Here is a 15,009-nt window from a genome sequence, read left to right on the forward strand (position 1 = left end):
TCTTCACGCTTCAAGAATGAAGTATGGACTCAGCCCCTCGAAAATTCACCCTTCTGCTGGGGCTTCCGTGGCAATGAGGCTTCAGCGCTGAAAGGAGTCTTCCGCTCTAACTCCTTGAATCATGGAGGGTTGGGGCTTGGCCTGGATCCTGCTCATGGCTTCTCCCGGCAGCGGTCAGCGGCCTTGCTCCACCAGGTTCACACCAGGAAGTCACCTTCCATGCACGCACAACCCGAGTCAATACAGCCAGTGCTGGACCTGGACGTGGAGCGACAGCTCCGCCATCGGATGGCAATGGCCAGCCCCACGGATACTGCACGCGGGATGTTCTTCAACGGGGCGCTCGAAGTCGCTCGCGCACTCGGTGGGAGTGAGGCCGCGGACCGCTGCCAGCAGCTGATTGGAGAGAAGCGCTTCATCGACTTCTTCAACTACCCGGTGCAGGACCTGTTGAGGATGTCGCTCGAGGTGGTGCGCACGGTGGGGCCCCGCGCCGGCGGGGGCGCCGGGGTGCTGCGGCGCATGGGGATTCAGGCCGCCAAGGACTTCCTGGCCTCGCCCTCGGGCAAGACGATGCTGCTGCTGGCGGGCAACAACCCCCGGAGGCTGCTCAACCAGCTGCCCACCAGCTACCGCACCGCCGTGAGCTTCGGTGAGCGCCGGGTCGTGTGGTCTGTCGCCGATCGCGCGGGTCTCTTTGTCGCGCAGCGGGACTTCCTGCCGCCCGCCTTCACCAAGGGGCTGCTGCAGGGGGTGCTGGAGGGCGTGGGCGTGCGCAGTGTGAACGTGAGCGGGCGTCCCACGGGGATGCTCGACAGTGAATACGAGATTTCCTGGGAGTGATACGTCCGGCCCGCTCGTTCGATCCAGACGGTGCGGCACACGCCAAGAGAAGAAGAGGCGACAGGGGCGAGCGGCATGCCCCGGTGAACAGACGGACCGGGTCGCCAGGAGCTCCGGTCAGAAGGATTCGGCCGACCTCGTTGATTCGGGGGAGAGGACGGCCCGAAGCAACTCCCCAGGGGATGAGAGAGGAATGACGATGCGGCTCGACAACGTGACGGTGCAGAGTGGGAACGGCGCCTCGCTGGTGTTGCCGCGGGCATGTGAGTGCGGCAAGAGCTCGAGCGAGCCCTCGCATGTGACGCCGCAGGGGCCTGTGGCTCTGTGCTCCGCGTGTGGTGGCCGCCGGCCCCAGGCCGTGGAGGCCCCGCGCCCCGAGCGCCAGGGCCGCCGCAAGCTGCAGGACTTCCTGGGCGCCTTCGTCTGAGGCGTGCGCGGTCCATCTTTCGTGAGTCAGGATGACGGGTCTGTCCCCCTTGGCGGAGGATTGGGGTGGGGGACACACCCGTCATCTTTTTTGGGCGCCACCCTAGGACTTCGGGTACGCGCCGCGAATCGTCGCGGCCACCTGCCGCAGCGCGGTCCGCAGCGAGGAGCGCTTGCGCCATACCAGCGCGAGCGTCCGCTTGGGCACCGGCGCCGCCAGAGGCCGCACCTGCAGCTCGCTGCGGCGCACCTCCGTGGGGACGGCCAGGCGCGGCAGCAGGGTGACGCCGGCTCCGGCGGCGATCATCTGCGTGAGCGTGGGCAGGCTGGTGGCGCGGAACTCCAGCTCGTGTGCCTTGGCCTTGGAGCAGAAGGCCAGCGCCTGCTCGCGGAAGCAGTGGCCCTCGTCCAGCAGCAGGACGTCGGCTCCCTGGAGCTCGGTGTGGGGCGCCTCCGACTTGCGAGCGCCCAGCGGGTGCCCGGGCGCCATCGCCAGGACGAAGGGATCCTCGGCAATCACCTCGTGCTCGACGTCACCGAGGTTCGCCTCCAGCGCCAACAGCGCGCCATCCAGGGTTCCCGTGGCGAGGGCGCGCACCAGCACCTCCGTCTTGTCCTCCACCCACAGCAGCGTCAGCCGCGGGTACGCCTTGCGCAGGGGCGGAGTGATGCTCGGCAGCAGGTAGGGCGAGACGGTGGGGATGACGCCCAGGCGCAGGGTGCCGCTGAGCGGATCACTCGCGCGCCGGGCCGCCTCGGTGAGGTCATCCGCCTCCACCAGGAGCTGCCGCGCGCGCTCCACCAGCTCCTTGCCCGCCTGGGTGAGCAGGACGCGCCGGCGATCCCGCTCGAAGATGCGCACCCCGAGCGCCTCCTCCATCTGCGCCAGCTGCGCGCTCAGCGAGGGCTGGGACACGTGACACTGCTCGGCCGCCTTCCGGAAGCTCAGCGTGTCCGCGACCGCCACCACATATTGGAGCTGGCGGAGGGTGAAGGGGTGTGGAGCCCACATCATTGATTGGCGCAAGCTATCACCGTCATCCAAACGGTGTCTTGGAGCCATCCGCCGGAGCCTGGCTACCGTACGGACTCCATGGCCCGGCTGCGATGCCCTGGCGTGTCAGCCCGAGCCCCATGACATGTCAGCCGGCGCCTGACGCGGGCCGCCAGAGCTCGCTCCCCAGGCGAGGCCTCCTTCGAGAGGCCCTGGTACGGCGGCTGCACTGCCAGTCCGCGCGCTCGTCTTCTCCAGGCCTTCCAGCGGCTACTTTTTGACACTGTGTGAAGCTGCGATAAAATCTTCCACCCTCATCAATAAAAGCGAGGTTTCCGCGCGCGGTGGCCAGGCGTCCCTGGCGAGCCGTGAGTCGGACTCGATCGACCATGAGCCCATCCCGTCTCCTGAACCCATCGAAGTGGGCGGCGCCCGTCCTGGGACTGCTGATCGCCGCATGCTCCACGGAGCCCGTACCCGCCGGGGAAGCCGTGTCCGAAGAGGGGCCCGTCGCGGTGTCGAGCTCGGCGCTGGTGGGGGTGGATGGCAACTACACCGTGACGGCGGCGAACGAGGTGCTCAACCGCTACGCGCCGCTGAGAGTGGACGTGGCGGCCGGGGCCACGAGCTTCGAGGTGAACAACCTCGCCAACCTGGACAGCCCGCAGTTCGGGGCGCTCGCGGCGGGTGATCTGCTGATGATCATCCAGATGCAGGGCGCCACCATCAACACCACCGACACGGTGAACTACGGCGCGGTGACGCTCAACAACGCGGGCAACTACGAGCTGGTGACGGTGGCCTCCATCACCGCGGGCGGTGGCGGCCGAGGCACCATCGGCATCAGCGCCGCCGGGTGCCCCGCGGGCCTGCGCCGCGCCTATACGGTGGCGGGCCACACGCAGGTGGTGCGCGTGCCGCAGCTGGCCAACCTCACCGTCAACGCGGGCGCGAGCGTGGGGGCCACGGCGTGGAACGGCTCGGTGGGCGGCATCATCGCGCTGCAGGTGCAGAACACGCTGAACCTCAACGGCACGCTGAGCGCGAACGCGGCGGGCTTCCGCGGCGGCACGGTGGAGCAGGACACGAGCTTCGGCGCCACCACCTACCGCTCCACGGACGCCACGCTGGGCGCGGAGAAGGGCGAGGGCATCGCCGGCTTCACGACGGAGTACGCCGCGCTCAATGGCCAGTATGGCCGCGGCGCTCCGGCCAACGGCGGTGGCGGCGGTGATGCGCACAACGCGGGCGGCGGCGGCGGCGCCAACGGCAACAACGGCAACACGTGGACGGGCCAGGGCGTGATGACGGGCACCTTCGCGGGCCAGGACCCGTGGAGGCTGGACCCGGGCTTCATCGCCAACGGCAACGCCCGGACGAACTCCTCGGGTGGCGGGCGCGGCGGGTACACGTACTCCTCCAACAACCTGGACGCGGTGGCGGTGGGCCCCGGGAATACCAACTGGGGGGGTGACGGGCGCGCCGCGGTGGGAGGACTCGGCGGCCGGCCGGTGGCCAATGATCCGGCCACGCGGCTGTTCATGGGCGGCGGCGGTGGCGCGGGTGACAGCAACAACGGTACGGGTGGCGCGGGCGGACGCGGTGGCGGCCTGGTGTGGGTGGTAGCGGACACGGTGTCGGGCACCGGCCGCATCACGGCCAACGGGCAGCAGGGCACCGATACCACCGGCACGGGCAACGACGCGCCCGGGGGTGGCGGCGCGGGCGGCACGGTGGTGGTGGCGGCCCGAGCCCTGAGCGGCGTGGCCATCGACGCGAACGGCGGCCGGGGCGGCCTCCAGAACATCACGGGCAACGAGGCCGAGGGCCCCGGAGGAGGAGGCGGCGGCGGCTACATCGCGGTGTCGGGCGGGACGGTGACGCGCAGCGTGACGGGCGGAGCGAGCGGCACGAGCACGTCCGCCGCGGTGACCGAGTTCACGCAGAACGGCGCCACCGCGGGTGCCACGGGCCAGCTGGGCGTGGCGGTGACGGCGCTGCCCATGTGCCTGCCGTCGGACCTGGCCATCACGGTGACCGATGGCGTCGCCAGCGTCATCCCGGGCAACACGGTGACGTACACCATCACCGTCACGAACAACGGGCCGAACGCGGTGACGGGCGCCTCGGTGACGGACACGTTCCCGGCGGCGCTGACGGGCGTGAGCTGGACGTGCGCTCCCGCGGCGGCCTGCACCACGGCGAACGGCACGGGCAACATCACCGGCGCGCTCCTCACCCTGGCGAGCGGAGCCTCGGCGACCTTCACGGTGACGGCCACGGTGGACCCGGCGGCGACGGGGACGCTCGCCAACACGGCCACGGTGACGTCGCCAGCGAGCAACACGGATCCGACGACCGGGAACAACAGCTCCACGGACACCGACACGCTGACGCCCCGCGCGGACCTGGCGATGGCGCTCACCGACTCGCCGGATCCGGTGAACGGGAACGGAACGCTCACCTACACGGTCAGCGTGAACAACCTGGGGCCGAGCACGGCCACCTCCGTCTCGGTGTCCCTGCCTCTTCCCACGGGGGTGACGTTCGTCAGCGCCGTGGGCACGGGCTGGACGTGCTCCCTGGCGAGTAGCGTGGTGACGTGCACCCGGGCCTCGGCGGCTCCAGGCGCCGCGCCCGCCATCACCGTGCAGGTGACGGTGCCGAACGAGAACCGCACGCTGAGCGCGACGGCCTCGGCGAGCGCGTCGACGACGGATCCGGTGACGGGGAACAACTCCGCTACGCAGACGACGGTCATCAACCGGCAGAACAGCCCGCCCACGGCGAACAACGACACGGTGACGGTGCTCGAGGACAGCGGCGCCACGGTGGTCAACGTGCTGGCCAACGACTCGAGCGCGCCGGACACGGGCGAGACGCTCACGGTGACGGCCATCACCCAGCCGGCCACCGGCGGCACGGTGACGCTGACCGCGGGCGTGGTGCGCTTCACGCCGGCACCCAACTTCAACGGGACCGCGACGTTCACGTACACCATCTTCGATGGCAACGGCGGCTCGGCGACGGCGACGGTGACGGTGACGGTGACGCCGGTGAATGATCCGCCCACGGCGACCAACGACACGCTGACGGTGGCCGAGGACAGCGGCGCCACGGTGGTCAACGTGCTGACCAACGACTCGAGCGCCCCGGAGACGGGTGAGACGCTCACGGTGACGGCCGTCACCCAGCCGGCCACCGGCGGCACGGTGACGCTGACCACCGGCGTGGTGCGCTTCACGCCGGCGCCCAACTTCAACGGGACCACGACGTTCACGTATACGATCTCCGATGGCAACGGTGGCACGGCGACGGCGACGGTGACGGTGACGGTGACGCCGGCGAACGATCCGCCCACGGCGACCAGCGACACGGTGACGGTGGCCGAGGACAGCGGCGCCACGGTGGTCAACGTGCTGGCCAACGACTCGAGCGCGCCGGACTCGGGCGAGACGCTCACCGTGACGGCCATCACCCAGCCGGCCACGGGCGGCACGGTGACGCTGACCACCGGCGTGGTGCGCTTCACCCCCGCGTCCAACTTCACCGGGACCACGACGTTCACGTACACGATCTCCGATGGCAACGGCGGCACGGCGACGGCGTCGGTGACGGTGACGGTGACGCCGGTGAACGATCCGCCCACGGCGAACAACGACACGCTGACGGTGGCCGAGGACAGCGCCGCCACGGTGGTCAACGTGCTGGCCAACGACTCCTTCGCGCCCGACACGGGCGAGACGCTCACCGTGACGGCCGTCACCCAGCCGACCAGCGGTGGCACGGTGACGCTGACCAGCGGTGTGGTGCGCTTCACCCCGGCGCCCAACTTCAACGGGACCACGACGTTCTCCTACACGGTGTCCGATGGAAACGGTGGCATGGACACGGCGACGGTGACGGTGACGGTGACGCCGGTGAACGATCCGCCCACGGGCGTGGCCGACACCTTCTCCGTGGTCGGCAACAGCGGCGCCAACCCCCTGGACGTGCTGGCCAACGACTCCAGTGCGCCGGACGCGAGCGAGACGCTCACGGTGACGGCCGTCACGCAGCCGGCCAGTGGTGGCACCGTGACGGTGGCTCCGGGGGGCACGGGCGTGGTGTTCACGCCGGCCACGAACTTCTCGGGCACGGTGACGTTCACGTACACGGTGTCCGACGGCAACGGCGGCACCACCATCGTCGACGTCACGGTGACGGTGCTCGCGGGGAACAACCCTCCCACGGCCAGCGATGACGTCCTCACGGTGGCCGAGGACAGCGGCGCCACGGTGGTCAACGTGCTGGCCAACGACTCGAGCGCGCCGGACACGGGCGAGACGCTCTCGGTGACGGCCGTCACCCAGCCGGCCACCGGCGGCACGGTGACGCTGAGCGCTGGCGTGGTGCGCTTCACCCCGACGCCGAACTTCACCGGGACCACGACGTTCTCGTACACGCTGTCCGATGGGAACGGTGGTCTCGACACGGCGACGGTGACGGTGACGGTGACCGCCGTCAACGATGCGCCCGACGCGGTGGATGATGCGCTGACGGTGGCCGAGGACAGCAGCGCCACGGTGGTGGACGTGCTGGCCAACGACAGCACGGCCCCGGACACGGGCGAGACGCTCACCGTGACGGCCGTCACCCAGCCGGCGAACGGCACGGTGACGCTGGTGGGCGGAGTGGTGAGCTTCACCCCGGCGCCCAACTTCAACGGGACCACGTCGTTCACGTATACGGTGTCCGACGGCAACGGCCTCACGGACACGGCCGTGGTCACGGTGACGGTGACGCCGGTGAATGACCCGCCCACGGGTGTGGCCGACACGTTTACCGTGTTGGAGAACAGCGGTGCTTCCACGCTGAACGTGCTGGCCAATGACTCCAGCGCGCCGGACACGGGCGAGACGCTCACGGTGACGGCCGTCACGCAGCCGGCCAGTGGTGGCAGCGTGACGGTGGCTCCCAGCGGCACGGGCGTGGTGTTCACGCCGGCCACGGACTTCTCGGGCACGGTGACATTTACGTACACGGTGTCCGACGGCAATGGTGGGACGGCCATCGTCAGCGTGACGGTGACGGTGACCGCCGTGAACAAGCCGCCGACGGCCAACGACGACGTCCTCACGGTAGCCGAGGACAGCGGCCCCACGGTGGTGGACGTGCTGGCCAACGACACCATCGCTCCCGACACGGGCGAGACGCTCACCGTGACGGCCGTCACCCAGCCGACGAACGGCACGGTGACCCTGAGCGGCGGGACGGTGCGCTACCAGCCCAACCCGAACTTCAACGGCACCGACACCTTCACGTACACGGTGTCCGACGGCAACGGCGGCACGGACACGGCGACCGTCACGGTGACGGTGACCTCCGTCAACGATGTGCCCGATGCGGTGGATGACGCGCTGACGGTGGCCGAGGACAGCACCGCCACGGTGGTCAATGTGCTGGCCAACGACAGCACGGCCCCGGACACGGGCGAGACGCTCACGGTGACGTCCGTCACCCAGCCGCTCACGGGCGGCACGGTGACGCTGATGAACGGGGTGATGAGCTTCACCCCGGCTCCGGACTTCAACGGGACCGCGACGTTCACGTACACGGTGTCCGACGGCAGCGGCGACAGCGACACGGCCACCGTCACCGTGACGGTGACGCCGGTGAACGATCCGCCCACGGGCGTGGCCGACATGTTCACCGTGCCCGAGAACAGCGGTGCTTCCACGCTGAATGTGCTGACCAATGACTCCAGCGCGCCGGACTCGGGCGAGACGCTCACGGTGGCGTCCGTCACGCAGCCGGCCGCGGGCGGTACGGTCGCGGTGGCTCCCAACGGCGCGGGAGTGGTGTTCACGCCGGCCACGGACTTCTCGGGCACGGTGACGTTCACGTACACGGTGTCCGATGGCAACGGTGGGACGGCCATCGTCACCGTCACGGTGACGGTGACCGCCGGGAACAGGCCGCCGACGGCCAATGACGACGCCCTCACGGTGGCGGAGGACAGCGGCCCCACGGTGGTGGATGTGCTGGCCAACGACTCGAGCGCGCCGGACACGGGCGAGACGCTCACGGTGACGAACATCACCCAGGCGGGCAACGGCACGGTGACGCTGAGCAGCGGGACGGTGACCTACCAGCCCAACCCGAACTTCAGCGGCACCGACACCTTCACGTACACGGTGTCCGACGGCAACGGCGGCACGGCCACGGCGACCGTCACGGTGACGGTGACCTCCGTCAACGACGCCCCCGACGCGGTGGACGACGTGCTGACGGTGGCCGAGGACGGCTCCGCCACGGTGGTGGATGTGCTGGCCAATGACAGCACGGCGCCCGAGTCGGGCGAGACGCTCACGGTGACGGGCGTCACCCAGCCGGCCACGGGCGGCACGGTGACCCTGAACGGCGGCGTGGTGAGCTTCACCCCGGCGCCGGACTTCAACGGGACCGCGACGTTCACGTACACGGTGTCCGACGGCAATGGCGGCACGGACACGGCCACCGTCACGGTGACGGTGACGCCGGTGAACGACCCGCCCACGGGCGTGGCCGACACGTTCTCGGTCCCGGCCGACAGCGGCGCCAACCCCCTGGACGTGCTGGCCAATGACTCCAGCGCACCGGACATGGGCGAGACGCTCACGGTGACGGCCGTCACCCAGCCGACCGCCGGTGGCACCGTCGCGGTGGCGCAGGACGGCACGGGCGTGGTGTTCACGCCGACGCCTGGCTTCACGGGCACGGTGACGTTCACGTACACGGTGTCCGACGACAACGGCGGCTCCACGACCGTCACCGTCACCGTGAACGTGGGCAGCGGCGACTCCGACGGCGACGGGCTGACCGACTCGGAGGAGCGCGAGCTGGGCACCGACCCGACCAACCCCGACACGGACGGTGACGGCCTGCGGGACGGCCTCGAGGTCCAGACCGACACGGACCCGCTCGATGACGACACGGACAACGACGGCTCCATGGACGGCACGGAGGACAAGGACCACGACGGCATCGTGGATCCGGGCGAGACGGACCCGCGCGAGTTCGACTCGGACGGTGACGGGCTGGGCGATGGCCTCGAGCTGGGCCTGACCGGGCCCGAGGGCGACGACACGGACGAGGCCGTCTTCACGCCGGACGCGGATGGCTCCACGACCACCGATCCGCTCAACCCGGACACGGACGGCGACACCCTGAAGGACGGCACCGAGGACGCCGACCACGACGGCCGGGTGGGTGACACGGAGTCGGATCCGAACGACATCGACTCCGACGACGGCGGCCTGAACGATGGCGAGGAGGTCAACGCCGGTGGCAACCCGCGCAACTACACGGACGACCTGGTCGTCGCGGGCCGGGGCTGCGCCTCCACGGGTGCCGGCACGTGGCTGCCGCTGGTGCTGCTGCTCGCCGTGCCCATGCTGCGCCGTCGCCAGGCCCTCCGGGGCTCGGGGAAGGCGTGGGGGCTGATGGGCCTGCTGGCCGCCGTGCTCGTCTCGGCGCCCGCGAGCGCCCAGTCCGCCGACCAGGCCTCCCAGGGCATCGACGTGCAGCAGTACAAGCCGGGCCCGGGCCGCAAGGACGTGCTCGACGTGCACAGCGCCCAGCTGGCGCCGCACCTCGGCTGGAACGTGGGCCTGTCCTTCAACTACGCGAGGGATCCGCTCAACTTCCTGCGGCCGCGGACCGACGAGTTCGTCTACGAGATCGTCAAGAACCAGTTCACCTTCGACGTGATGGGCTCCATCTCGCTCTTCGATCGGCTCGAGCTCGGCGTGGCGCTGCCCATCACCTCGCAGGGGTCGGCCTCCACGGCCTCCGTGTCGCCCATCCTCTCCGAGGGCGTGAGCGCCACGGGCGTGGGTGACCTGCGCCTGGTGCCGAAGGCGCGCCTGCTGTCCACCGACGGTGGCCTGCACCTGGGCGTCATGGTGCCGGTCATCATCCCCACCTCGGGGGGCAAGGAGTTCCTCGGCCGCAGCGGCCTCGCCGTGTTCCCGAGGCTGCTCGCCGAGTGGAGCAGCGACGGCGGCGTGCGAGTGCTGGCCAACGTGGGCGTCAACCTCCAGCCCCAGGAGCAGTTCTACAACCTGAGCGTGAGCAACGAGTTCGCCTACGGGCTCGGCGCGGAGCTGCCCTTCCAGCTCGGCCAGCACCGGCTCGCCGCGCAGGCCACGCTGGTGGGCGCCATGGGGATGAAGGAGCGCCAGACCGAGGAGCGTCCGCTGGAGCTGCTCGCCGCCATGCGCTACCACTTCACGGACTCGCTGGCGGCGCACCTGGGCGGTGGCCCCGGCCTCACCCGCGGCTACGGCACCCCTGGCTTCCGGCTGCTCGCGGGCGTCATGTGGACCGAGGCCGAGCGCGCCGCCCCCAAGCGCGTGGAGCCGCCGCCCGCCCCGGTCTGCCCGCAGGGCCCCGAGGACGTGGACGGCTTCCAGGACAACGACGGCTGCGCGGACCCGGACAACGACGCTGACGGCATCCTGGACCTCCAGGACCGCTGCCCCAACGTCCCGGAGACGCTGAACGGCTTCGAGGACGCGGACGGCTGCCCGGACGAGCTGCCCCCGCCGCCGCCGGTGGACACGGACGGCGATGGGCTGACGGACGACAAGGACCGCTGCCCGCAGGTCGCCGAGGACAAGGACGGCTTCGAGGACGCGGACGGCTGCGCGGACCCGGACAACGACAAGGACGGCGTGCTGGACGAGGCCGACAAGTGCCCCTCCGAGCCGGAGACCATCAACGGCTCGAAGGACGACGACGGCTGCCCGGACAAGGGCGAGGTGAAGGTGAAGGTCGAGGGCAAGAAGATCGTCATCCTCGACAAGGTGTACTTCGCCACCAACAAGGACGTGATTCTCGCCAAGTCCTTCCCGCTGCTGAAGCAGGTGGGCCAGGTGCTGCGCGCCAACCCGGAGATCACCAAGGTGCGCGTGGAGGGCCACACCGACGACCAGGGCAAGGACGCCGCCAACATGGACCTCTCGCAGCGCCGCGCCAACAACGTGCGCAAGCGCCTCATCGAGGAGGAGGGCATCGCCCCCGAGCGGCTCGAGGCGGTGGGCTACGGCGAGACGCAGCCGGTGGACACCAACAAGACGGCCAAGGGCCGCGAGAACAACCGCCGCGTGGTCTTCACCATCCTCGAGACGAAGTCCGCCGAGGAGCCCGCCCCCGCCCCCTGACCGCCAGGGGCGCGAGCCGGGGCGCGCCCGCTCCATGCCACGCCATCGTCGAGGCCCTCGAGGGCGGCTCGTAGGTGGCGACGCGCGGCTCGGTCGGCACCGACGAGCCGCCGACGCCGCGCATGGCGGCGATCGTGCGCGGCGTGCGGATCCGCTTCACCCAGAAGCCGGAGTCCTTCAACCAGCCCGGGGAACCGCGTCGTACTTGCGGACGACCTTCTCGTTGTCGCCGCCACACACCTTCACGCGCTCGAGGCGCGGGGCGTGGTGCTCGAGGCGTTTGAGGGTCTTCCCCCGCGGCGAGCGTGACACTTCAATCGCGCTTGCGTCTCGCGGCTCGCCGCGGTCTCGGTGGACCGGGGAGCACGCGCGTCGCCTCTCCCAGCGCGGGAGACCGGACCTCCCGCGCGCTCTCGATCAGCGCTTTCACGACGGCCGTCGAGGCGTCCTTGGCTCGCCATGTCACGAACTCGCTCAGGTTGATGCGAAGACCTTCAACCGGACGCCACGTCATCGCGGTGTGCGCCGCCATGTCCGAGATGTTCTCGCCCACGAACGTGATCGCGTCGCCGATCGCGACGAGCGCCATGAGCGCCTCGAGATCCATCACCTCCGCCGTCACGCGCAGCGTTGCACCCTCTTCGCGCGCCGCTGCAATGAGGTCTGCATGCAGGCGTGGATAGAGCTGACGCGGCTGGAGGATCACTCGCTCGCCTTCGATGTCGCGCAGCCGGATCGTCTTGAGCCGCGCGAGCCAGTGGTCGGGTGACAGGAGCAGGCCCAGCCTGTCGCGCGTCATCTCCAGGTGATCGAGGGCATCGTCAGTGGGGGCATAGGCGCCGTATCCGAAGGCGATCGTCCCTTGGCGTAGCGCCGCCCACTGCTCGACGCTGCTCAGCGGGGCGAGCTGCAGACCCACGCGGGGCGTTCGCCTGCGGAACGCCGCGACGAGCGACAGGAGCGCTCCCATGAAGGTCGTTCCAGTCTCGAAGCCGATGGCGACCGTGCCGAGCCTGCCTTCGGCCACGCCTTTGGCCTCGTCCACGGCCGCATCGACGCTGGCCAGGATGTTCCGGGCTCGCTCCGCGAAGGACCTCCCAGCGGCGGTGAGCTTGATGCCACGACCTTCGGGCTCGAACAGCTCGACGCCCATCTCCTCCTCGAGGTCTTGCATCTGCCGGCTCAAGGGCGACTGCGAGACGTGGAGCCGCTCCGCCGCGCGGCGGAAGCTCTCCACCTCGGCGATGGTCACGAAGTAGCGCAGGTGTCGGAGTTCCATGGCTCGAATCATGCTCCGAAGGCATCATGTTGTCCCAATCAATGTCTTGGAAGTCTCGACGCCGCGGGCGTAGACGAGAGTCCATGAACTCCACGAATGGAACGTCTCGCCGGGTATTGGTGTCCGGGGCCAGCATCTCCGGCCTCACCACGGCCTACTGGCTTGCCCGCTACGGCTTCGACGTCACGGTCGTCGAACGCTCCCCCCACCTGCGCCCGGGTGGGCAGGCACTCGACGTGCGTGGCCCGGCGCTCACGGTCGCCGAGCGCATGGGCATCCTCGCCAGGCTCCGGGAGCACAGCACCCGGCTGACGGGATTCTCGGTGGTCGACGCGAATGGAAAGGAGCTTCACAGGAGCGAGGAACGCACGCTCACGGGCGGGCGCTTCGAGAGCCTCGACGTGGAGATCATGCGCGACGACCTCTGCCGCGTCCTGCACGAGGCCGTGGACCGCCAGGTCGAGTTCCTCTTCGAGGATTCGATGTCGTCGCTCACCCAGGATGCGTCGGGCGTCCATGTCACGTTCGAGCGCGCCACCCCTCGCCGCTTCGAGCTCGTCGTCGGCGCCGATGGGCTGCACTCTCGGGTGCGGCGGCTGGTGTTCGGCCCGGAGGAGCAGTTCCTGCGCCGCTTGGGCAACTCCTACGTCGCGGTCTTCGGCATGCCGAACTTCCTCGGCCTCGAGCGCTGGGAGGTGATGTACCTGGGCGAGGGGACGGGCATCGGCGCGATGGTGATGGCGCTGCGAAGAGACGCCGAGGCCCGCGCCTACGTGGGCTTCATGGCCAAGGAGCCCATCGTGTACGACTACCGCGACATCGGGGCGCAGAAGCGCCTCATGGCGGCGCGGCTCGAGGGTGGCGGGTGGGTGTTGCCACAACTCGTCGAGCACATGATGGCGGCGCCCGACTTCCACTTCGACTCGATCAGTCAGATCCGCATGGACGGATGGGTGCGAGGGCGCGTCGTGCTGGTGGGCGACGCCGGTTACAGCGTCGCGTTGGCCTCGGGACAGGGCACCTCGGTCGCGATGGTGGGCGCGTACGTCCTCGCCGGCGAGCTCGCCACGCACAGGGAAGACCTGGCGGCGGGCGCGGCCTCGTATGAACGCGAGCTGCGCGACTACGTGGCTCGGAACCAGGACATCGCGGCCGAGCAGCACCTGCGGAACACCCATCCGCAAGCGCCGGAGTCCGCCGCGCCCGCGCGCGAGGGCGAGCCCGGCCCCGCGGATGGCCTTCCCGACTTCGGTGCGCTGACCGTGCCGTTCACATTCAAGAGCTACGACGAGCTGCTGGGGCGCCCATGAGCTCCACGGCCTCCGAGTCGCGGAGGCCTGGACGTCTGGCGTCTCTTCTCCTCGAGCTCACGACGGCCGCGCGCCTGCTCTCCGTGCGGCCGGCAGCGCCTCGGCGACGAGGCGGCGTCAGTCCACCTCTCCAGCATCGGCTCACTGAGCCATCGTCTCATCCCAGGAAAGGGGCTGACACGAGTACGGCCTGTCGTGCCAACGGCGGCCACAGTGATAGCCCTCGCCGCACACCTCAGGGCCATGGGGATCACAGTCCGGCATGCAGTGATAGCCGTCGCAGACCTTCCCAGGGCCGCAGGGCGGCAACCCGTCGCCACACTCCTCGACACACTCCATCCACACCTTGCCTGGATGTGACGGTTCATAGGTCATTTTGCATTCGCGGCCATCCGGGCAGGGAGTCTGCTGGCATTGGGGGCCATACACCTGCGCGCAGATGGAGACGCCTTCAGCGAAGGGGAGGCACTGCTGACCTGAGGGGCATCCGCGCGTTTCGCACGTGGGCAGGCAGGCGGGCTGGGGGACGGTGTCCGCGCAGAAGAAGCCCTCTGGACACTCCTGGCTGTCGTCCAAGCGGCAAGGCCGGGCACACCACGCCCAGTCACGTCCGCTGCACCGCCATTGAGGAGCGCAGGCATTCGCTTTGTCCCAGGGAAGCGTGACGCAGCCTTCCCCTTCCTGGCGCGGGCCTACGGGGACGCAGCGGCGCACCTGGGGGGTGTCTCCCCAGGTGGCAATGTGGCGACAGACCTCGCCTTCCTGGCACTGCGCATCCGTCTGGCATTCGCTGTCGATGCAGGTGGTCCGTGGGTAGCGGGAATCGGAAAAGCAGCCCAGCGGCGGCTCACACTTCTCATGGTCCGGACCACAGGGCCGCCCGTAGGTCATCAAGCGCATACGCTGATCCGGGGTGAGGATGGGGCTGACACGCACCCCAGGGGGCCCATCCGCTGGCACCTCTGGCTTGAG

7 protein-coding genes are annotated in these 15,009 nt (G+C 69.8%); 4 read left to right on the forward strand and 3 right to left on the reverse strand.

All coding sequences use genetic code 11. From position 1 onward, the window contains the following. The first annotated feature begins 219 nt into the window (after window positions 1-219). Together KY572_RS03350 and KY572_RS03355 are read left to right on the forward strand one after the other, a co-directional pair. Window positions 220-843, forward strand: coding sequence for a DUF2378 family protein (locus tag KY572_RS03350; protein ID WP_224240672.1), 624 nt, complete (start codon window positions 220-222; stop codon window positions 841-843). Window positions 844-1,036: 193 nt separating this feature from the next. Beyond that, a complete protein-coding gene (locus tag KY572_RS03355; protein ID WP_224240673.1) occupies window positions 1,037-1,270 on the forward strand; it encodes a hypothetical protein in 234 nt (77 codons plus the stop codon). Between the two features lie 102 nt (window positions 1,271-1,372). Here the strand turns inward: KY572_RS03355 and KY572_RS03360 are convergent, their stop codons facing one another. Then, window positions 1,373-2,296 carry a LysR substrate-binding domain-containing protein gene (locus KY572_RS03360; protein WP_224240674.1) on the reverse strand — a complete coding sequence of 308 codons (924 nt, stop codon included), beginning with the start codon at window positions 2,294-2,296 and terminating at the stop codon, window positions 1,373-1,375. 356 nt (window positions 2,297-2,652) lie between these two features. On the opposite strand from KY572_RS03360, the gene KY572_RS03365 reads away from it, so the two are divergent. Beyond that, a complete protein-coding gene (locus KY572_RS03365) occupies window positions 2,653-11,448 on the forward strand; it encodes an Ig-like domain-containing protein (protein ID WP_224240675.1) in 8,796 nt (2,931 codons plus the stop codon). 177 nt (window positions 11,449-11,625) lie between these two features. Here KY572_RS03365 and KY572_RS47000 read toward each other — a convergent pair whose 3' ends face one another. After that, window positions 11,626-11,760, reverse strand: a complete 135-nt coding sequence (locus tag KY572_RS47000) for a hypothetical protein (protein WP_263451289.1) — start codon at window positions 11,758-11,760, stop codon at window positions 11,626-11,628. Between the two features lies 1 nt (window position 11,761). Further along, window positions 11,762-12,739 (reverse strand): LysR family transcriptional regulator, encoded by a 978-nt coding sequence (locus tag KY572_RS03370; RefSeq protein ID WP_317987802.1) that lies wholly within the window; start codon window positions 12,737-12,739, stop codon window positions 11,762-11,764. 71 nt (window positions 12,740-12,810) lie between these two features. Here KY572_RS03370 and KY572_RS03375 point away from each other — a divergent pair, with 71 nt between their 5' ends. Continuing rightward, entirely contained in the window at window positions 12,811-14,037 is a 1,227-nt protein-coding gene (locus KY572_RS03375) for an FAD-dependent monooxygenase (protein WP_224240677.1), read from the forward strand. The last annotated feature ends 972 nt before the right edge of the window (window positions 14,038-15,009 follow it).

It is taken from the genome of Hyalangium gracile (assembly GCF_020103725.1).
Classification (GTDB): Bacteria; Myxococcota; Myxococcia; order Myxococcales; family Myxococcaceae; genus Hyalangium; species Hyalangium gracile.